The organism is Oleiharenicola sp. Vm1, assembly GCF_047777955.1.
In the GTDB taxonomy this organism is placed as follows: Bacteria; Verrucomicrobiota; Verrucomicrobiia; order Opitutales; family Opitutaceae; genus Didemnitutus.
On the sequence record NZ_CP180537.1, the window covers coordinates 3,733,171 to 3,751,064 of the forward strand.

Sequence of the window (17,894 nt, forward strand, 5' to 3'; positions counted from 1 at the left end):
GCCGCGGCGGTCAGTTGCCGACCGGCGCCGGCGCCTCCGCTTCGCGCAGGAGCGTCGCCGCGGCCTTGTCGTCCGGCAGCAGGCGCGCGATCTCGCGGGCCAGCAGCAGCGCGGTGTCGGCCTGCCCCTCGGCGAGCAGCTGGCGCACGAGCTTGAACGCCGCCGCCCGCGACGCGCCGGGCCGGATCACGATCTCCTTCAGGGCCACGAGCGCCCGCGGCCGCTGGTCGAGCGCGAGGCGCACACGAACTTCCGCCGCGCCGAGGTCGGCGCGGGACTCCGCGAGCCAGGGGGCGATTTCTGCCGCACGTGTTCGATGAGCCGCAGCGCGTCGTCGGCGCGGTTTTGACGCAGCGACCGTTCGATCTCCGCCAGCGCGGTCGCCGCCGTGGCGGCGATCGCGGCGAGGTCGTCGGGCAATTCCAGCCGCTGCCAGGCGGCGGCGACGGGACCGGACGGGCGGACGGCGGCGAGTTCGTCGCGCAGCAACCGCGCCTCGGCCACCCGGCCGCGCTGGCTCAGGCGCTGGGCGAACTGGACGAGTGCGAGCAGGTCGGCGTCGGGGCGCGGCCGCTCGAGGTAGCCGTGCACGCGCGCGCGCGCGGTGGCGGGATCCTGGGCGAGGACGGCCAGCTCGGTCTCGCGCCGCGCCAGGTCGCCGGCGGCCCGGTCGAACCAGGCCGGGCGGGCGGCGCGGATGGCGCGCAGCAGATCGCCGGCGGTGCCGAAGGCCTCGTCCGCCAGCGCGGCGTCGAGCTGCGCGAGCGCGGCGGCGGCGGTCGGCGGCACCGTCACGGCGGGCAGCGCCGGGTCGGCGGCGGAGGGCGTCTTCGCCGCGGCCTGCTGGTCGGCCGCGGCCGCGAGGTCGGGGGCGAGGCGCAGGAGGGGATCGCTGTGCGGATAGTGGCGCAGGCCGAGCTGCACGACGTCGCGGGCGCCGGCGAAATTGCCCGCGCGCGCGAGGACCTTGCCCGCCAGCTCATACATGCCGACGGTGGCGCGGCCGCGCAGGTCGCCGAGGTGGTTGACCAGGCCGGCGCTCTGCTGCTCGCCGCCCGGCACGCTGGCGCGGACGAGGCGGCGGACGAACTCCGGGTAATAACGCTGCGCGGGCGCAAGCGTCTCGATCGTCGGCTCCCACTCGCGGAGGCGGCGGAAGGCTTCGTCGACGTCGCCGCGCCGCAGCGCCAGCTCGGTGAGGTGGACGCGGAAGGCGAACGGGCTGAGGCGGCTGGCGAGCGCGATCTGCTCGGTGCGCCGCAAGACGTCGGGCAACTCGAGGTTCACCGCGGCGGCGGCGAAGAGCTGCAGCGCGGCGTCGTTGCCGCCGAAGAAGCGGAAGAATTCCGCCTCGGTGCGGTCGCGGTAGGAGAGGCGCTTCATCTGGTGCCAGGCGTTGAAGGCGAAGATGAGCGGCGCCGGCTGTCCCGGTGCCGCGGCCTTGAGGCGGGTGAGCGCGGAATCGAGCGCGGCGGCGTCGCCGGCGGCGATGGCGACCTCGGCCTGGGAGCGGAAATCGTCGGCGGAGGTGCCGGGCAGCGTCGCGAGCAGGCGGCGCGCCTCGTCGAGCCGGCCGAGCTGCACGCAGGCGCTGAGGCGCAGGCGCCGGGCGCGCTCGCCCTCGGGGCCCGCGGCGTCCGGCGGGAGCACGGCGAGCGCCGCCTCGGCCTCGGCCGGGTTGCGTGCGGTCAGCAGGAGCGCGGCGCGCGTGTCCCGCACCCAGTCGCGGGCGGCGGCGTCGAGGGCCGGGCTTTGCGCGGCGGAGAGCAGGCGCGCGGTCGTCTCCAGCGCCCGCGCGCGCGCCTGTTGCGCCGCGTAGACGCTGAAGAGGGCGCGGAGCAGCTCGGGGTCGCCGGGCGAATAGGCCAGTCCGTCCTCGAGCAGCGCGAGGGCGCCGCGCGGGTCGGAACCGAGCATCAGGCGCGCGAGCGCGACGCGGCCGGCGGCGTTGGCCGGCGAGCGCACGAGGCCGGCGCGGAGGCCGTAGAAGGCCTCGACGGCGTCCTTCTCGCGCAGGCGCTCGAGCGCGGCGGCGATGGCGCTGTCGCCCCGCTTCTGGCGCACGTGCCCGGCCCGGACCGGGAGCGTCACGACGTCGAGCCAGGTCACCTGGTTGCCCGGGACGCGGTCCCACCAGAGGAAGAGCGCGGTGGCGGCGAGGAGGTAGAGCGCCAGGGCGGCGGCGGCGAGGAGCGCGAGCAGGCGCTTCCAGAGGATCTCGCAGGTGCAGGTGACCTTCATGCCGCGGTCGAAGCGCAGGGCGACGGCGCGCAGCAGCCAGAGGCGCCGGTCGCCCGGCGGGAGGTCGCGCCGCCAGGCGGAGTTCAGCTTGACGGAGATTTTCAAGGGGATCGGGCGATAGGAACGACCCGCGGCGCACGCCGCAACCCCGCAGGTGCGGCCGGCGCGATTTCGCGTCCCGCCGTCCGGCGGCCGCCGGGCAGCGGCCCCAGGCGCGTCACTCGAAGCGCAGGGCCTCGATCGGGTCGAGCGAGGCGGCCTTCCACGCGGGGTAGAAGCCGAAGCCGACGCCGATGCCCGAGCAGACGAGGATGCCGATGAGGGCCCAGTCCCACGGGAAGACGACGGAGGCCTTGAGCATCAGCGCGAGGCCGTTGCCCGCGGCGACGCCGAGGAAGATGCCGGCCAGGCCGCCGGCGAGGGAAATGACGACCGCCTCGATGAGAAACTGGGTGAGGATGTTCTTTTTGCGTGCGCCGATCGACTTGCGGACGCCGATCTCCTTCGTGCGCTCGGTCACGGACACCAGCATGATGTTCATGATGCCGACGCCGGCGGCGAGCAGGGCGATGCCGGAGATGACGAACGAGCCGGCGGCGACAGCGTCGGCGATCTTGGCGAAGGCGGCGATGAGCGAGTCGTTGGAGTAGATCTCGAAGTCGTTCTCCTTCTCCGCCTGCAGGCCGCGCACGGTGCGCATGACGGTGATGGCCTTGTCGAGGGTCTCGTTGTAGACCTGCTGCGTCGGCGCTTGGGTGGCGATGCTGATGGAGCGGCGCTCGGCGCCGAAATCGGCGATGAAGCGGGTGATCGGGATGATGGCGATGTTGTCGGAGCTGCCGCCGAACGCCTGGCCCTTGGCGGCGAAGACGCCGATGACGATGTAGGTGCGGTCCTTGATCTTGACCGTCTTGTTGAGCGGATTCTCCGAGGGGAAGAGCTTCGCGACGACGTCCTGGCCGATGATCGTGACCGGGCGCGAGAGCTCGACGTCGCCGGGCGTGAAGTTGCGGCCGACCTCGACGTCGAACTGGTTCGCGGCGAGGAAATTCTCGTCGCTGCCGCCGAAGCGGACGTCGGGCGTGGTCTTGCGGCCGCCGTAGGTGGCCTGCGCGCCGTCGTCGAAGATCTTGAGGCAGATGACGTCGGCGATGCCCTCCATCTCGTGCTTGTAGCGCATGGCCTGCTCGAGGGTGATGTCGCGGCGCATCTGGTAGCGGCGCCGGCCCTCGGGGCCGCCGCCGCCGAAGACGGGATACTTGGCGAACTGGAAGATGTTCGAGCCGAGGAAGCTCAGGCCGGTCTCGATCGACGAGCGCATGGCGGTGACGGTGGTCATGACGCCGATGACGGAGAACACGCCGATGGTGATGCCGAGCATGGTGAGCACCGAGCGGAGCTTGTTCACGCCCAGCGACCCGAAGGCCATCTTGAGGATTTCGGAGAGTTGCATGTTACTCGTAACGCAGGGCGACGACCGGATCGAGACGCGACGCGCCCCAGGCGGGGGCGAAGCCGGAAACGACGCCGGTGACGACGGAGACCAGGACGCTGATGACGACGAGGTCGGGCGAGAACGCGACGGGGAAGTTCGGCGCCGCCTCGCGGATGGCGAGGAAGAGCGAGAAGGAGATGCCCATGCCGATGACGCCGCCGATGAGGCAGATCGAGACGGCCTCGACAAGGAACTGGAGCAGGATGCTGCGGCGGCGCGCGCCGAGGGCCTTGCGCGTGCCGATCTCCTTGGTGCGCTCCTTCACCGAGACGAAGGTGATGTTCATGATGCCGATGGCGCCGACGAAGAGCGACAGGCCGGTGATGAAGAGGCCGGCGAGGGCGATGCCGTTCTTCACCGGGTCGAGCTGGGCCTTGAAGGCCTGCTGCTCGTTGATGTCGAAATTGTTTCTCTCGCCCGGCTGCTGGCCGCGCACGCGGCGCATGGCGCCGACGAGTTCCTCCTTCGCCTCGGCGAGGCGGCGCTTGTCGGCGATCTTCACGCGGATGTCGACGCCGCGGCGGATGGAGTTGAACTTCGAGTAGGCGTTGAGCGGCACGAGGACGAAGTTGTCCATGCTGAACAGGCCGAGGAACTCGCCCTGCTTGGCGAAGACGCCGATGACCTCGAAGGGCTGGCCGTTGATGGCGACGGTCTCGCCGAGCGGCGAGCGGCCGGGGAAGAGCGCCTCGGCCACGTCGAAGCCGAGGGTGCAGACCTGGCGGCCGGTGCTGGCCTCGGCGTCGTTGAACATGCGGCCCTCGGCGTAGTCGGTGCCGGTGAGCTGGGAGTATTCCGCCTCGGTGCCGGCCATGTAGATGCCGCTGACGCGGACGTCGCCGTATTTCACCGTGCTGGAGCGGCCGGCCACGGGGACGGCGAAGAGCAGCTCGGATTTCTCGGTGCCCGCGATGAGGCGGTTCAGGGCGGTGGCCTCGCGGGCCTGCGGGTTCGGGCGGTTGACGTAGTTCCACCAGTCCTCGACCGGGCCCCAGGGCCATTTCTGCACGTAGAGGACGTCCTCGCCGAGCATGGCGAGGCTGTTCTGGAAGCCGGTGTCGATGCCGCGGATGGCCGTGCCCATGAGGGTGACGGCCACGATGCCGATGATGACGCCCAGCGCGGTGAGGACGGAGCGCATCTTGTTCGCCCGGATCTGCGCCCAGGCGATGCGGACGGATTCGGTGAACTCGTAGAGGAGGCGCTTCATGGCGGCGAGGATCGCGGGGAGAAACCGGGGGGGCGAGATGGCGGAGACGAGGAGCGAGCGGGAGGGGACGGGCGGCGTGTTATCCGCGCCGAGGCGTCACGCCTGGCGCACGTCGGACTCGATCAGGCCGTCGCGCAGGCGCACGATGCGGCGGGCGTGGCGGGCGATGTCCTCCTCGTGGGTGACGACGATGATGGTGTTGCCCTGGGCGTAGAGGTCCTCGAAGAGCTGCATGATCTCCTCGCCGGTGCGGGAGTCGAGGTTGCCCGTCGGCTCGTCGGCGAGGATGATGGAGGGATTGTTGACCAGGGCGCGGGCGATGGCGACGCGCTGGCGCTGGCCGCCGGAGAGCTCGTTGGGCTTGTGGCTCATGCGCTCGCCGAGGCCGACGTTTTGCAGGGCGCGGACGGCCATCTCGCGACGGTCGTCGGGGCCGATGCCGGCGTAGATCAGCGGCAGCTCGACGTTCGCCAGCGAGGTGGAGCGCGGGAGGAGGTTGAACGTCTGGAAAACGAAACCGATCTCGCGGTTGCGGATGTCGGCGAGCTCGTCGTCGGTCATCGCGGAGACGTCCTTGCCGGAGAACTGGTAATGGCCGCTGGTCGGCGTATCGAGGCAGCCGAGCATGTTCATGAGCGTCGACTTGCCGGAGCCGGACGGGCCCATGATGGCGAGGTATTCGTTGCGGTGGACCTTGAGCGCCACGCCGCGGAGGGCGTGGACGATCTCCTCGCCCATGCGGTAGAGCTTGGTCACGCCCGCGATGTCGATGACGAGCGGGCCCGGCTCGCGGTAGACGCGCGGCGCGTGGGCGGGAGCGGGAGAGAGGGAGGACATGAGGGGCGGAAGGGCGGGCGGGGCGCGGGCGAAAGCCGCGCCCGGCTCGGGTTACTTGTTATCGTCCTTCTTGGGCTGTTCGATCATGATGCGCGCGCCGTCCTTGAGCTTGCGGCTGATGGCGGCGTAGCTGCCGGAGACGACCTCCTCGCCGGCCTTGATGCCCGACTTCACCTCGATGTGGGTGTTGTCGGAGATGCCGGTCTCGACCTTGCGGAGGACGGCCTTGTCGCCCTGGCGGACGAAGACGACGCGCTGGAGCTTCTCGGCCTCGCGGCGGGCGTTGCGCTTCTCGGTCTCGACGTCGAGGTCGTTGCCGGAGCGTTCCTTGGCCTCCTTGGCCTTCTGCTGCTGGACCTCCTCGGTGGTCTTGCCGCCCTCGGCGCGGACGGTGACGGACTGGATCGGCACGGCGACGACGTTGGTGACGGTCTGGGTCTCGATGTCGACCGTGGCGCTCATGCCGGGGCGGAGCTTCACGTCCTTGTCGTTGATGCGGATCTTCACGAGGAAGTTGGTCACCTCGTCGGAAGCGGAGGCGGCGAGCGCCGCCTGGTTGGAGCTGCTGGCGCCGGAGGTCAGCGCGGAGCTGCTGATCTCGGAGACGGCGCCCTCGAACTTGCGGCCGGGGAAGGCGTCCACGGTCACGAGCACGTGGTCGCCGACCTTGACGTTGATGATGTCGTTCTCGTTCACCTTCACCCGCACCTCCATGTTCGCGAGGTTCGCGATGCGCATGATCTCGGTGCCGGCGAACTGGTTGGTGCCGACGACGCGCTCGCCGACCTCGCTGGTGAGCGAGCTGATCGAGCCGTCCATCGGCGAGTAGATCGTGGTTTTGTTGAGCTGGTCGCGCGACTGGTCGACGGAGCCCTCGGTGCGGCGGATCTGGGCGAGGGAGGAATCGTAGTCGGCCTTCGCGACGTTGAGGTTGGTCTGCGCGGCGGTGAAGTCCGCGTCGGAGATCAGCTTCTTCTGGTAGAGGTCGTTCGCCTGCTTGAAGTCCTGCTCGGCCTTGACCAGGCGGGCCTGACTGAGCACGGAGCTGGCGCGCGACGAGGCGAGCGCGGCCTCCTGCTGCTCGAGCTGGGCCTTGTAGAAGTCGGGTTTGATGCGGACGAGGAGGTCGCCCTTCTTGACCGTCTGGCCCTCGACGACCGGGATCTCGATGAGTTCGCCGGCGACCTCGGGGGAGATCTTGACCTCGGTCTCGGGCTGGACCTTGCCCGTGGCGGTCACGACGTGCGTGATCGTCTTCACGAAGGCCTTCTCCACCGTGACCTGCGTGGGCTTCTCGCCGGCGCGGCCCTTGGCGGCCGCGGCCACGATCACCAGGGCGAGCACGGCGACGAGGCCGAGGATGATCCAGAGGCGTTTCTTCGATTTCTTCTTGGCCGTGGCGGCCGGCGCGACTGCGGCGGGCTGGGGAGTGACGGTGGACGTAGTCATCAGAGGGAAGGGAATTAAAATTAGCGGATGTCCTTGGCCAGAACTATCGCCGCCGCGCCGGCCCCCGAAAAACACAGAGGGGTCCCGATGGACCCCTCTGCAACACAACTGATAACTACGAACAAGGGGAGACAAGCGGGTGCCGCCGAAAAACGGAACGGCATTGCGACGACACGTGGCAACCGCACGACGAACAGCAAACCCGACGGGGTTGGCTGCGGCAGACGGCAAGACCGGCCAAAGAACGAGGGAAAAACACCCGAACCAGGCGGGAGTCGCAGCAGTTTTGGGACAAACGGCCCGGTGCCGGGATGGACGGGGCCGGCGCCGCCGGCCGGCTCAGAGCGCCGAGCGCATCAGCTCCTGGAGGCGGTCGTGATAGCCGCGGCTGAGCCGGAGCTTGGTGCCGTCGTGCAGGACGACGGCGTATTCGCCCGCGAACGACGGGCTGAGCTTCTTCACCCGGTCGAGGTTCACGATCGTCGAGCGGTGGATGCGGATGAAGCGCTTGGAGTCGAGCCGCTCCTCGAGGTTCGCCATCGTCTCGCGCAGCAGGTGCACGCGGCCGGCGGCGTGGAACTTCATGTAATCGCCCTCGGCCTCGATCCAGTCGATGTCCTCGGCCCGGACGAAGTAGATCTCGCCGCCGGAGCGCAGCAGGATGCGCTCGCGCGTGATCGACTCGGGCGCCGCCGGCGCGTCGGCCGCCGCCGCGGGGGCGGCGGGCGCGGCCGGGGCCGCCGGGGCGGACGCGGCGCCGGCCTGCAGGTGGGAGAGCAGGTGCGAGAGCTTCTCGCTCAACGCGTCGGTCTGCCGGCGGACGAGCTCGGATTTGGCCCGGCGCAGGGCCGTCCAGAAGCGGTCGTCCTCGAACGGCTTCAGCAGGTAGTCGACCGCGTTGACCTCGAAGGCCTGCAGCGCGTGCTGGTCGAAGGCCGTGACGAAGATCACCGCGGGCGGCTGCGGCCCGAGCGCCTCCAGCACCTTGAAGCCGCCCATCTCGGGCATCTGCACGTCGAGGAAGACGAGGTCGGGCTTCTCCGCCCGGATCCGGCGCAACGCCTCCGCGCCGGAGGCGGCTTCACCCACGACGAGGATGTCGGGATCGCTTTCGAGCAGCAGCACGAGGCCCCGGCGTGCCGCCGGTTCATCGTCCACGACCATGGTTCGGATCTTGTTCATGCGCCGGCGGCGGCCGCGGACGTCGTGAACGGCAGCACCAAGCTCACCGTGACGCCGTGGCCTTTTTCACTCTTCAAAACCATCTGGTAGTCCGCGCCGTAGTGCTTCTCCAGGCGCTCGCGCGTGTTCGTCAGCCCGACGCCCTCGGCCAGCGGCGCCGTGCGCGCGTCGAAGCCCGGGCCGTCGTCGCGCACCTCGACCTGCAGGCGCCGGCCGCGCACGCGCGCGGAGATGCGCACCCGGCCCGCCTCGGCCTTCTGCGCCACGCCGTGCAGGATCGCGTTCTCGACCACCGGCTGGAGGAACAGGTTCGGCACCAGCGCGCCCAGCGCCTCCGGCTCGGCCTCCGCCTCGTAGCGCAGCCGCTCGCCGAAGCGCGCCTGCTGGATCTCGAGGTAGCGCGAGAGGAAATCCAGCTCCTGCCGCAGCGTCACCGTGTGCACGCGGCTGCTCTCGAGCAGCGCGCGCAGGAGCGTGCTGAGCCGCGCGATGAGCTGCACCGCCTCGTCGTTGCGCCGGTCGCGCACGAGCACGGAGATGGTGTTCATCGTGTTGAAGAGGAAGTGCGGGTTGAGCTGGTTCTTGAGCGCCTTCAGCTCGGCCTGCACCAGCTGCGCCTCGAGCTGGGCCGAGCGCAGCGACTCCCGCTGGTAACGCTCGCGCATGCGCAGCGCGTAGGTGACGCCGATCACCGTCCAGTAGTAGACGACGTCGATCAGGTTGCGCCCGTAGAAGCCGCGCGCCGCCCAGTGCCAGAAACCCTCCGGCGACTCCCGCCACGAGGTCGAGGCCACGAACACGCGCGCGAGGTAGAACCCCGCCATGAGCGCGAAGCTCATCGTGACGTGGAAGCTCACGCCGCCCACCCAGCGCCCGCGGTTCAGCGGCACGGCGTCGCGCAGCCACACCACCACCGGCACCAGCACCGCCCACAACACCGCGCGCTGGAACTGCCCCTGCGCCACGGACCAGAACGCGACGTTCGGCTCCATCACCCGGGTGTTGAAGTAGACCTCCGTGCTCAGGGCGAGTCCCACGAATACCCAAAGGGCCGCGAGGATCAGCCAGCGGACAACACGGTGCTCGGTCATGACAGAGCCGACTTGGTGCTTCCGATACACATCGACTTCAAGCGGATTAATTGTCCCGGAAATGGGACCGCCGCGGGCCGCGCGCGCCGGGCCGCCGACGCTCAGCGCCCGCCGGATGCATGCGATCGCGCCACGCTCACCGCGTCCGGCCAGGCATTCGTCGCACCGCCCAGCGCCTCGCGCCAGCGCCGCGCCAGCCACGGCGCGAACAGCGTGCCCTTCGAGCCGAGCGCGCCGAACAGCCCGATCCGCGCGTCGTGCCGCCAGCCGGCCGCGGGCAAGCGGTCCGGCAGGCTCACGCGCACGCCGGCACGCTGCTCGATCACCGTCAGGTTTCCCGGGACGAACGCGCGCGCGGACGCCAGCAGGCTCGCCCGCGCCGTCGCGCTCGCGGCCTCGTCCTCCACCCCGGGCTCGTAGGTCGCCCCCACCCTCGCCCGCCCGGGCGCGTCGGCGATGGCCCACGTGCCGCGGCTCACCGCGTGCCCGACCGGCAGCTCGGACCCGCCCACGTGCAGGATCTCGCCCTTCGCCGCCTCGAACGGCAGCTCCGGGAAAAATTCGCGCGCCAGCACGCCGCGGCCGGTGCAGAGCACCGCCGCCGCGAAGCGCTCCCCGCGCCAAACCACGCCGGTCGCGTCCGCCTGCACTTCCGCGTGCGTCACCGCCGCCGCGCACAGCACGCCGCGCGCGCGCCAGCGCTCCGCCGCGCGCGTCAGGAGCGCGGGCAGGTCCACCCACGCCGCGCCGTGGATCTCCACGCCGCCGTCGGCCGCGCGGGCGAAGGGCGCCAGCTCGCCGCTCGCGAGCTTCCGCGCCGCCCGCGCCGCCTCCGTGGCGTTGGCGAACAGGCGCCGCAGGCGCAGCGGATGCCACAGCGTCACGCCGAGCTCCGCCTCAACACCGCGATACCAGTCCTCCGCGAACGGCCGCAGCTCCTCCACGCGCCAGACCTTCACGAAGCGCTGGCCCTGCACCGGATTCACGAGCCCGGCCGCGGCCATCGAGGCGGCGCGCGCGTGCCCGTCGCTGGCGATGGCGAACGGCACGCCGGCGCGCTCCAGCTCCAGTCCGAGCGCGGTGCCGGCGAGCCCCTGGCCCACGATCAGCACGCGCCCGCTCATTGGTCACACCGCCGCCAGCGCGGCGCCGACGATGCCGGCGTCGTTGTGCAGCTTCGCCGGCACGACCTTCGCCTGCGTGCGCAGCAGCTTGAACCAGGCCTTGTGGTCCTGGCTCACGCCGCCGCCGATGATGATCAGCTCGGGCGAGAACAGCCGCTCGACCACGCGCAGGTAGACGTTCACGCGCTCGGTCCATTCCTTCCAGTCGAGGTCGAGCTTCGTCTTCACCGCCGCCGAGGCGAAGCGCTCGATCGGCTCGCCCTCCCACGGGATGTGGCCGAGCTCCGCGTTGGGGAAAAGCTGCCCGCGATAAAACAGCGCCGAGCCGATGCCCGTGCCGAACGTCAGCATCAGCACCGTGCCCGCGCGGCCCTTCCCGGCGCCGAAGCGCATCTCGGCCAGGCCGGCGGCATCGGCGTCGTTGGCCAGCGCGACGCGGCAGCCCGTCGCCCGCGCAAAGATCCGCGCCCCGTTCTGGTTTTCCCACTCCGCCCCGAGATTGCCCACCGCGCCGATGTGGCCCTCGCGCACGATGGCGGGGAAGCCGATGCCGACGCGGCCCTTCCACTTGAAATGCTGCACGATCTGCCGCGCCGCCGCCAGGCCCTCGGCGCGCGGACACGGGCTGGAGATCGGCACGCGGAAGCGCTCCGCGAGCAGCCGGCCGGTCTGGAGATCCACGGGCGCGGCCTTGAAGGACGAGCCACCGATGTCGATGCCGAGAACTTTCATGGGGAAAGCCGCGCAACGTAGTAAACCGCACGCGCCGCGCAATCCTCAGCTGCCGGCTGTGACACGCGCCGCCTCGTCGGGCGTCGCCGGCCGCACCGCCACCAGCTCGACGTCGAAACGCAGCGTCGCCCCCGCCAGCGGGTGGTTGGCGTCGAGCGTCACCTGGTCGCCCTCGACCGCCACGACCGTCACCACCGGCGCATGCCGGTCCGGTCCGGCCAGGAACTGGTCGCCCACGCGCACCTCGCCGTCGATCGGCAGCTGCCCGCGCGGCACGCGCTGGACCAGCTCCTCCTCGCGCCGGCCGTAGCCGAGCTCCGGCGGCACGGCGACTTCGCGGCGCTCGCCCACGGTCATCGCCACGAGCGTCTGCTCCAGCCCGGGCACGATCTCCTGCGCGCCCTCGACGAAGCTCAGCGGCTCGCCGCCGCCGCGCGACGTGTCGAGCACGCGGCCGTTGTCGTCGCGCAGGGTGTAGTGGAAAGTGAGGAGGCGGATCGCGGCCATGGACGCCCAGTTCACCGGTCGCGCCGCCGCCAAGACAAGCCGATTTCCGTTCCCGCCCGCGGCCGCGCCGGTTCAGGTTTCCTGCCGCAGCACCGCCAGCGGCGGGTGGTCGCAGATGCCGCGGCTGGAGAGCAGGCCGGTGATCACGGTCACCGCGCTGACCGCCAGCCAGCCGAGCAGGAGCACCTCCGGGGCGGGCGTGGACCACTTCAGGTTGAAGATGAAGCGCGCCAGCCCCCAGTTCGCGCCGACCGCCAGCACCGCGCCGACCGCGGCGCCGAGCGTGCCGAGGGCGAGATACTCCGCGAGCATGATGCGGTTCACCTGGCGCTTCGTCGCGCCGAGCGTGCGCAGCAGCACGCTCTCGCGCACGCGCTGCCCGCGGCCGATCAGCACCGCGCCCGCGAGCACGATCACGCCCGTGACCACGGTGAAGAGCGCGAGGAACTCCACCACGAACGACGCCTTGGCGTAGATGCCGTCGATCGCCTGGAGGATGAGGCCGAGGTCGATGGCCGAGACGTTCGGATGCTCGCGCACCACCGCCTGCTGCACGCGGGCCGAGACGCCGGCGTCGGCGGCGCGCAGCGCCATGACGTGGAACTTCGGCGCGCCCTCGAGCACGCCGGCGGGGAACACGACGAAGAAATTCGGCGCCAGCCGCTGCCACTCGACGTGGCGCAGGCTGCCGACGACGGTCTTCACCGGCACGCCCTGGACGTCGAACTCGATCGCGTCGCCGAGTTGCACGCCGAGATCGCGCGCCAGGTTTTCCTCGAGCGAGACCGGCACCGCCTCCGCGCCCCCGGCGCCTGGCCCTCGAATTTTCCCGCGACGATCCGCTCGGTGTCGGCGAGCGCGCTGCGGTAGGTGGAGCGGTATTCGCGCCGGAGCGTCCAGGCCGCGACGCGCGCCCCTTGTCCTTCAGGACCTCGGCGACCGGGCGGCCCTTCAGGGCGTTGATGCGCATCGTCACGATCGGCGCCTGCGCGCGCACCGGCGCGCCGTTGGCGGCGACGATCTTCGCCACCGAATCGACCTGGTCGTCCTGGATGTCGAACAGCATCAGGTTCGGCCGGTCGCCGCCGCCCATCACCCGCAGCTGCCCGAGCAGGGTGTCGCGCGTGAGGTAGAGCGTCATCATCAGGAACGTGCCCATGCCGAGCGACACGAGCAGCAGCACGGTGCGGTTGTGGGGCCGGTAGAGATTGGCCACGCCCTGCCGCCAGGCGAAGGGCAGGCGGCGCAGGTTCAGCCGCTGCGCGACCCACGCGATCAGCTTCGCCAGCCCGCCGAGCACCGCGAAGCCGGCGAGCAGCGCGCCGGCGAAGCCCACGCCCCAGCGCAGGCGCCCGGTCTGCAGGATGGCGAACGCGAACACGATGCCGACGATGGCGACGAGCAGGAGCAGGCGCAGCCAGTCGCGCCCGCCGCCGTTGGCGTCGGCGAAGGCCGAGCGGATCGCCAGCAGCGGCGACACGCGCCGCACCTCGAGCAGCGGCAGCAGCGCGAAGAGCACGCTGATCAGCACGCCCGCGCCCACGCCGCTCGCGACCGATTTCCAGGAGACGAAGAAGTCGAACGCGAAGGGCAGGAACTCGCGCAGGAACGCCGGCAGCACCAGCTGCGCGCCGATGCCGAGCACCGCGCCGCCGAGCGCGCCGACGAGGCCGAGGCCCACGCCCTGCACGAGGTAGATGGCGAACGCCTGCGCCGAGCTCGCGCCGAGGCAGCGCAGCACCGCCACCGTCGGGATCTTCTGCCGCACGTGCGCGTGCACCGCGCTGGCCACCCCGATGGCGCCGAGGAAGAGCGAGGCGAAGCCGACGAGCATGAGGAACGAGTTCACGTTCTGGATCGCGCCGCCCAGCTCGCGCTTGCGCTCCTCGACCGTGTCGAAGCCCAGCCGCAGCTCGCGGAAGCGCTCGCGCAGGTCGCGCACGAGCTGCTCGACGTCGGTGTGGGCGGGGAACTTCAGGTAGACGCGGTGGCGTGCGAGGCTGCCCTGCTTGAGCAGGCCGGTGCCGTTGACGGCGGAAAGCGGGATGAACACGCGCGGCGCCAGCGCCGTCACGCCGGCGGCGGACTCGCCCGGGACCTTGAGCAGGCCGCCGGCGACGCGGAACTCGCCCGCACCGAGCCGGATCGGGTCGCCGGGCTTGAGGCCGTATTGGACGAGCACGCCCTCCTCGACGATCGCCGCCGCCGCCCCGTCCGCGAGCCGGGCGCGCGCGTCGGCCGGGTCGGACTGGAACTCGCCGTAGAAGGAAACCCGCCCTCGAGCGCGCGCACCTGCACCAGCCGCGTGGCGACGCCCGCGGTCGGCGCGATGAGCATGGAATTGAACGCGATCTCGCGCGCCTGCTCGCCGCCGAGGCCGGCGATGAACCGCTCCGCCTCGGGCGTGAGCGCGGCGCGGGAGGTGATGACGAGGTCGGCGCCGAGGAGGGACTTGGTCTGGTCCTCGATCGCCGCGCGCAGGTTGTCGCGCAGCGAGCCGACCGCCACGAGCGCGGCGACGCCGAGGACGACGGCGAGCGAGAACAGCAGCAACCGCCGCCGCGAAGCCCGCGTGTCCCGCCAGGCCATTTTGAGGATGAAGTTCATGAGGAGTCGGAGGGATTGCCCACGGAACACACGGAAGACACGGAAATCAGAGGACGAAGCGCTCGTGCTCGACTTTCGGGAAGTGACCGAAGTTGAGCAGGAGCCCCACGCGAAGCCCCGTCGCGTTCAGATAATTCTGCACTTGGGCGCGATGCTCATCGGTCAACGCGGAAACCGCCTTCAGCTCGACGAGCACCTGATCAAAGCAGATGAAGTCGGCGATGTATTGCTTCGCCAGCGGGCGCCCTTTGTAGGTCAGGGCAAGCGGCACCAGCGAACGAACGGGTATTCCCTGGAGCCCAAATTCGATGTCGAGACACTCTTGGTAGACCGCCTCGAGAAACCCACAGCCCTTCTCTCGATAAACCTCAAAACAAGCGCCGAGAATCTTGTAGGTCAGATCTTCATGCATCAGCTTATTCATGGTCACTCCTTCCGTGTGTTCCGTGTATTCCGTGGGCCCTCTCTTGTTTCGTGTTTGTCGCGGTGACCCGGATTCGTTTCACCCCACGCGCTCGTCGCTCACGACGGCGCCGCTGCGGAGGCGGAGGATGCGCTGGGTCTGCTTCGCGAGCTCGAGATCGTGCGTCACGAGCACGAGCGTGGTGCCGCGCTCGCGGTTCAGGCCGAAGATCAGCTCGACCATCGCGTGCGCCGTGTCGCCGTCGAGGTTGCCCGTCGGCTCGTCGCAGAAGAGGATCTTCGGCCGGTTGATGAAGGCCCGGGCCAGCGCCACGCGCTGCTGCTCGCCGCCGGACAACTGCATCGAGTAGTGGTCGAGCCGGTCGCCCAGGCCGACGCGCGCCAGCAGCTCCGCCGCCTCCGCCGCGCGCGTGTTGTCGCCGCGGAGCTCGAGGGGCACGAGGACGTTCTCCAGCGCGGTCAGCGTCGGGATGAGCTGGAAGTTCTGGAAGACGAAGCCGACGCTCTCGTTGCGCACCAGCGCGCGCTCGTCCTCCGACAGGCGGCCGATCTCGCGGCCGGCGAGGTGCACCGCGCCGCTGGTCGGCTGGTCGAGGCCGGCGCAGAGGCCGAGCAGCGTCGTCTTGCCCGAGCCCGAGGGGCCGACGATCGCGCAGGTGCTGCCGGGATCGAGCGCGAAGCTCACGTCCTTCAGCACGGTGAGCCCGCCGGCGGCGGTGGCGTAGGTCTTGGTGAGGTGCTCGACTTTCAGGATGTTTTGAACACTCATGGGCGCGATGCCGAGTAACACACCCACCGCGTCCGAAAGTGCAAAGTTGTTCGTCGGACGGCTGATTCGCCGGGCCGGGCGGTTCGCCGCGCTGCTGCTTCTCGGCGCCGTCGCGACGAACGCCGCGGCGCCCGCGACGAAGACCCTGCTTTTCTTCGGCGACAGCCTGACCGCGGGCTACGGCCTCGCCGACCCGGCCGAGGCCTACCCGGCGCTCATCCAGCAGAAGATCGACGCCGCCGGCCTCGCCTGGAAGGTCGTCAACGCCGGCCTGAGCGGCGAAACCACCGCCGGCGGCCTGCGCCGGCTCGACTGGATCCTGCGCCAGCCGGTCGACGTCTTCGTGATCGAGCTCGGCGGCAACGACGGCCTGCGCGGCCTCGCGCCCGACGTCACGCGCGCGAACCTCCAGGCGATGATCGAGCGCATCCGGGCCAGGAACCCGCGCGTAACCATCGTGCTCGCCGGCATGCAAATCCCCACCAACATGGGCCCCGACTACGCGCAGGCCTTCGCCCGGATCTATCCGTCCCTGGCGGAGTCGACCCACGCCGTGCTCATCCCCTTCCTGCTCGAGAACGTCGGCGGCATCCCCGAGCTCAACCAGCCCGACGGGATCCACCCCACCGCCGCCGGCCATCGCGTGGTTGCCGAAACGGTCTGGAAGGTTATCAAGCCGCTTCTGTGAGGCTGATTCCCCCGCTGCTCACCCTCGCCGCCGCCGCGCTCGCCGCCGCCGCGTCCGCGCACGAGCTCCGTCTCGGCGCGTCGCTGACCTACGCGGAGAACTTCAGCCGCACCTCCTACGCGCCGACCGCGCAGGACGCCACGCTCGCCGACCTCGACGCGGCGTTCCTCCACGCGCAGCAACTCGCGGCCAACTGGACGCTGCTCGCGGCGCTCGAGGCCAGCGCGGAAAACGTCGGCCGCTTTTCCGCCCTGAACCGCCTCGGCCTCGGCGCGCGCACGACGCTGCGCCACAAGTTCGGCCTCGGTCCCCGGGTGCCCGTGCTCGAGGCCGGCGCGGCGCTCACCGCGGTGCATTTCCGCGAGCGCGGCCGCCGCGGCTGGCGCGAGGAGGGCTTTGCCTCCCTCAGCCAGCGCCTCACCGACTCGTGGCGCGTCGCCGCGACCGCCAGCTGGGAATCCTTCACCGCGGCCCACGCGCCGTTCGACACCCACGCCCGCCGGATCGGCTTGGAGACTTTCTACGACGCCACGGAGACGTGGCAGTTCGGCGCCGGCGCCTCGCGCCTGCACGGCCAGCTGGTGGCCAACGCCGCCTGGTCGGTCTACGGCCAGGCCCTCGGCGGGGGCTTCGGCCCCGCCATCCAGGACTACTACTCGCGCATCCCGTGGGAGGTCTCGGACACCTTCGGCTCCGGCTGGGTCGCGTATCGCGTGGATTGCCGCGCGGACTTCTGGTGGGCACAGGTCGCGGCCCGTCTCAGCGATTCCACCAGCCTGCCGCTGCGCTACGAGAGCGTGCGGGTGGTCAACCGCGTGGGCGTCCGCTACGACTCGGCTTTTTGGTCGCTCGGCGTGCTCCACCGCTTCTAATCCCGCCATGCCCCGCTCCGCCGCCGCGCTTGCATTCGCCGCCGTGTTGCTCGCCACGCGCCTGCTCGCGGCCGCGCCGGCCGCCGACACCGATGTCCGCGCCCTGGTCAAGGACGCCAAGGGCGAGGCGGTGCCCGACGCCGTAATCGCGCTCTACGCCCTCGACCCGACCGAGCTTCCGCCGCCCGCCAACGAGCCGGTGGAGATCGTGCAAAAGGACCAGGAATACATGCCCTACGTCACGGTCGTGCGCGTCGGCACGCAGGTGGTTTTCCCCAACCTGGACACGATCCAGCACCACATCTACTCGCTCTCGAAGGCCAAGCGCTTCGAGAAGCCCCTCTACGCGCCCGGCGCGCGCGAGGCCGTGCTCTTCGACCAGCCCGGCATCGTCACCCTCGGCTGCAACATCCACGACTGGATGGTCGCCTACGTCGTCGTGCTGCCGACGCCGTATTTCGCCCGGACCGACGCCGCCGGCACCGCCCGCCTCGCCGTGCCCGCCGGCCGCTATCGCATCGAGGTGTGGCACCCGCGCCTCGCCGCGACCGACGTGCGCGAGGCGAAGATCGGCCCCGGCGCCGCGCCGCTCGACTACGCGCTGAAGCTCAAGCCCGACCGCCGCATCCGGCGCACGCCCGAAGGCAAGGTCAGCGGCTACTGACGC

Annotated in this window: 19 protein-coding genes and 1 pseudogene; 4 read left to right on the forward strand and 16 right to left on the reverse strand. The window is 70.8% G+C overall.

All coding sequences use genetic code 11. From position 1 onward, the window contains the following. Positions 1–10: 10 nt before the first annotated feature. The 12 genes from ACMYLB_RS17975 to ACMYLB_RS18030 form a co-directional block, all read right to left on the reverse strand. Positions 11–244, reverse strand: coding sequence for a hypothetical protein (locus tag ACMYLB_RS17975; protein ID WP_415908318.1), 234 nt, complete (start codon positions 242–244; stop codon positions 11–13). After that, complete coding sequence (locus tag ACMYLB_RS17980) at positions 199–2,346, reverse strand: hypothetical protein (protein ID WP_415908319.1); 2,148 nt, start codon at positions 2,344–2,346, stop codon at positions 199–201. Before ACMYLB_RS17980 ends, ACMYLB_RS17975 begins: the two co-directional genes overlap by 46 nt. A gap of 112 nt (positions 2,347–2,458) precedes the next feature. Continuing rightward, positions 2,459–3,694 (reverse strand): ABC transporter permease, encoded by a 1,236-nt coding sequence (locus ACMYLB_RS17985; RefSeq protein ID WP_415908320.1) that lies wholly within the window; start codon positions 3,692–3,694, stop codon positions 2,459–2,461. 1 nt (position 3,695) lies between these two features. Beyond that, positions 3,696–4,946, reverse strand: coding sequence for an ABC transporter permease (locus tag ACMYLB_RS17990; protein ID WP_415908321.1), 1,251 nt, complete (start codon positions 4,944–4,946; stop codon positions 3,696–3,698). A 96-nt stretch (positions 4,947–5,042) separates the two neighbouring features. Next, the gene (locus ACMYLB_RS17995; protein WP_415911114.1) at positions 5,043–5,684 is read right to left on the reverse strand and encodes an ABC transporter ATP-binding protein; all 642 of its coding nucleotides are present in this window, start codon (positions 5,682–5,684) and stop codon (positions 5,043–5,045) included. Positions 5,685–5,834: 150 nt separating this feature from the next. Further along, on the reverse strand, positions 5,835–7,232 hold the full coding sequence (locus ACMYLB_RS18000; RefSeq protein WP_415908322.1) for an efflux RND transporter periplasmic adaptor subunit: 1,398 nt from the start codon (positions 7,230–7,232) through the stop codon (positions 5,835–5,837). A gap of 339 nt (positions 7,233–7,571) precedes the next feature. Next, positions 7,572–8,414: a LytR/AlgR family response regulator transcription factor gene (locus ACMYLB_RS18005; RefSeq protein ID WP_415908323.1), complete on the reverse strand. Its 843-nt coding sequence runs from the start codon at positions 8,412–8,414 to the stop codon at positions 7,572–7,574. Then, the gene (locus ACMYLB_RS18010; protein ID WP_415908324.1) at positions 8,411–9,505 is read right to left on the reverse strand and encodes a sensor histidine kinase; all 1,095 of its coding nucleotides are present in this window, start codon (positions 9,503–9,505) and stop codon (positions 8,411–8,413) included. Before ACMYLB_RS18010 ends, ACMYLB_RS18005 begins: the two co-directional genes overlap by 4 nt. Positions 9,506–9,606: 101 nt before the next feature. Further along, positions 9,607–10,617 carry an NAD(P)/FAD-dependent oxidoreductase gene (locus tag ACMYLB_RS18015; protein ID WP_415908325.1) on the reverse strand — a complete coding sequence of 337 codons (1,011 nt, stop codon included), beginning with the start codon at positions 10,615–10,617 and terminating at the stop codon, positions 9,607–9,609. Positions 10,618–10,632: 15 nt separating this feature from the next. Next, positions 10,633–11,361, reverse strand: coding sequence for a polyphosphate--glucose phosphotransferase (ppgK, locus tag ACMYLB_RS18020; RefSeq protein WP_415908326.1), 729 nt, complete (start codon positions 11,359–11,361; stop codon positions 10,633–10,635). Positions 11,362–11,406: 45 nt separating this feature from the next. Further along, entirely contained in the window at positions 11,407–11,868 is a 462-nt protein-coding gene (locus tag ACMYLB_RS18025) for an FKBP-type peptidyl-prolyl cis-trans isomerase (protein WP_415908327.1), read from the reverse strand. 72 nt (positions 11,869–11,940) lie between these two features. Beyond that, positions 11,941–12,660, reverse strand: coding sequence for an ABC transporter permease (locus tag ACMYLB_RS18030; protein ID WP_415908328.1), 720 nt, complete (start codon positions 12,658–12,660; stop codon positions 11,941–11,943). Between the two features lie 170 nt (positions 12,661–12,830). On the opposite strand from ACMYLB_RS18030, the gene ACMYLB_RS18035 reads away from it, so the two are divergent. Continuing rightward, the gene (locus tag ACMYLB_RS18035; RefSeq protein WP_415908329.1) at positions 12,831–13,001 is read left to right on the forward strand and encodes a hypothetical protein; all 171 of its coding nucleotides are present in this window, start codon (positions 12,831–12,833) and stop codon (positions 12,999–13,001) included. Between the two features lie 398 nt (positions 13,002–13,399). Here ACMYLB_RS18035 and ACMYLB_RS18040 read toward each other — a convergent pair. The 4 genes and pseudogenes from ACMYLB_RS18040 to ACMYLB_RS18055 form a co-directional block, all read right to left on the reverse strand. After that, a pseudogene (locus tag ACMYLB_RS18040) lies at positions 13,400–13,702 on the reverse strand (FtsX-like permease family protein); the annotation flags it as partial. A gap of 236 nt (positions 13,703–13,938) precedes the next feature. After that, positions 13,939–14,475, reverse strand: a complete 537-nt coding sequence (locus ACMYLB_RS18045; protein ID WP_415908330.1) for an ABC transporter permease — start codon at positions 14,473–14,475, stop codon at positions 13,939–13,941. A gap of 46 nt (positions 14,476–14,521) precedes the next feature. Then, the gene (locus ACMYLB_RS18050) at positions 14,522–14,899 is read right to left on the reverse strand and encodes a GxxExxY protein (protein ID WP_415908331.1); all 378 of its coding nucleotides are present in this window, start codon (positions 14,897–14,899) and stop codon (positions 14,522–14,524) included. Between the two features lie 78 nt (positions 14,900–14,977). Beyond that, on the reverse strand, positions 14,978–15,667 hold the full coding sequence (locus ACMYLB_RS18055; RefSeq protein WP_415908332.1) for an ABC transporter ATP-binding protein: 690 nt from the start codon (positions 15,665–15,667) through the stop codon (positions 14,978–14,980). A gap of 46 nt (positions 15,668–15,713) precedes the next feature. On the opposite strand from ACMYLB_RS18055, the gene ACMYLB_RS18060 reads away from it, so the two are divergent. The 3 genes from ACMYLB_RS18060 to ACMYLB_RS18070 are packed head-to-tail and all read left to right on the forward strand — an operon-like array spanning position 15,714 to position 17,891. Then, positions 15,714–16,355 (forward strand): arylesterase, encoded by a 642-nt coding sequence (locus tag ACMYLB_RS18060; RefSeq protein ID WP_415908333.1) that lies wholly within the window; start codon positions 15,714–15,716, stop codon positions 16,353–16,355. After that, complete coding sequence (locus ACMYLB_RS18065; RefSeq protein ID WP_415908334.1) at positions 16,352–17,227, forward strand: hypothetical protein; 876 nt, start codon at positions 16,352–16,354, stop codon at positions 17,225–17,227. The genes ACMYLB_RS18060 and ACMYLB_RS18065 overlap by 4 nt, the downstream gene beginning before the upstream one ends. Positions 17,228–17,234: 7 nt before the next feature. Further along, a complete protein-coding gene (locus ACMYLB_RS18070; protein WP_415908335.1) occupies positions 17,235–17,891 on the forward strand; it encodes a methylamine utilization protein in 657 nt (218 codons plus the stop codon). Positions 17,892–17,894: the final 3 nt, after the last annotated feature.

What these genes read in the sequence shown, in the direction of transcription:
- ACMYLB_RS18045 (WP_415908330.1), bottom strand. Translation starts at nt 14,475, where the DNA reads ATGAACTTCATCCTCAAAATGGCCTGGCGGGACACGCGGGCTTCGCGG.
- ACMYLB_RS17995 (WP_415911114.1), bottom strand. Translation starts at nt 5,684, where the DNA reads ATGGGCGAGGAGATCGTCCACGCCCTCCGCGGCGTGGCGCTCAAGGTC.
- ACMYLB_RS18005 (WP_415908323.1), bottom strand. Translation starts at nt 8,414, where the DNA reads ATGAACAAGATCCGAACCATGGTCGTGGACGATGAACCGGCGGCACGC.
- ACMYLB_RS18050 (WP_415908331.1), bottom strand. Translation starts at nt 14,899, where the DNA reads ATGAATAAGCTGATGCATGAAGATCTGACCTACAAGATTCTCGGCGCT.
- ACMYLB_RS17990 (WP_415908321.1), bottom strand. Translation starts at nt 4,946, where the DNA reads ATGAAGCGCCTCCTCTACGAGTTCACCGAATCCGTCCGCATCGCCTGG.
- ppgK (WP_415908326.1), bottom strand. Translation starts at nt 11,361, where the DNA reads ATGAAAGTTCTCGGCATCGACATCGGTGGCTCGTCCTTCAAGGCCGCG.
- ACMYLB_RS18070 (WP_415908335.1), top strand. Translation starts at nt 17,235, where the DNA reads ATGCCCCGCTCCGCCGCCGCGCTTGCATTCGCCGCCGTGTTGCTCGCC.
- ACMYLB_RS18055 (WP_415908332.1), bottom strand. Translation starts at nt 15,667, where the DNA reads ATGAGTGTTCAAAACATCCTGAAAGTCGAGCACCTCACCAAGACCTAC.
- ACMYLB_RS18000 (WP_415908322.1), bottom strand. Translation starts at nt 7,232, where the DNA reads ATGACTACGTCCACCGTCACTCCCCAGCCCGCCGCAGTCGCGCCGGCC.
- ACMYLB_RS18035 (WP_415908329.1), top strand. Translation starts at nt 12,831, where the DNA reads ATGCGCATCGTCACGATCGGCGCCTGCGCGCGCACCGGCGCGCCGTTG.
- ACMYLB_RS18025 (WP_415908327.1), bottom strand. Translation starts at nt 11,868, where the DNA reads ATGGCCGCGATCCGCCTCCTCACTTTCCACTACACCCTGCGCGACGAC.
- ACMYLB_RS17985 (WP_415908320.1), bottom strand. Translation starts at nt 3,694, where the DNA reads ATGCAACTCTCCGAAATCCTCAAGATGGCCTTCGGGTCGCTGGGCGTG.
- ACMYLB_RS18010 (WP_415908324.1), bottom strand. Translation starts at nt 9,505, where the DNA reads ATGACCGAGCACCGTGTTGTCCGCTGGCTGATCCTCGCGGCCCTTTGG.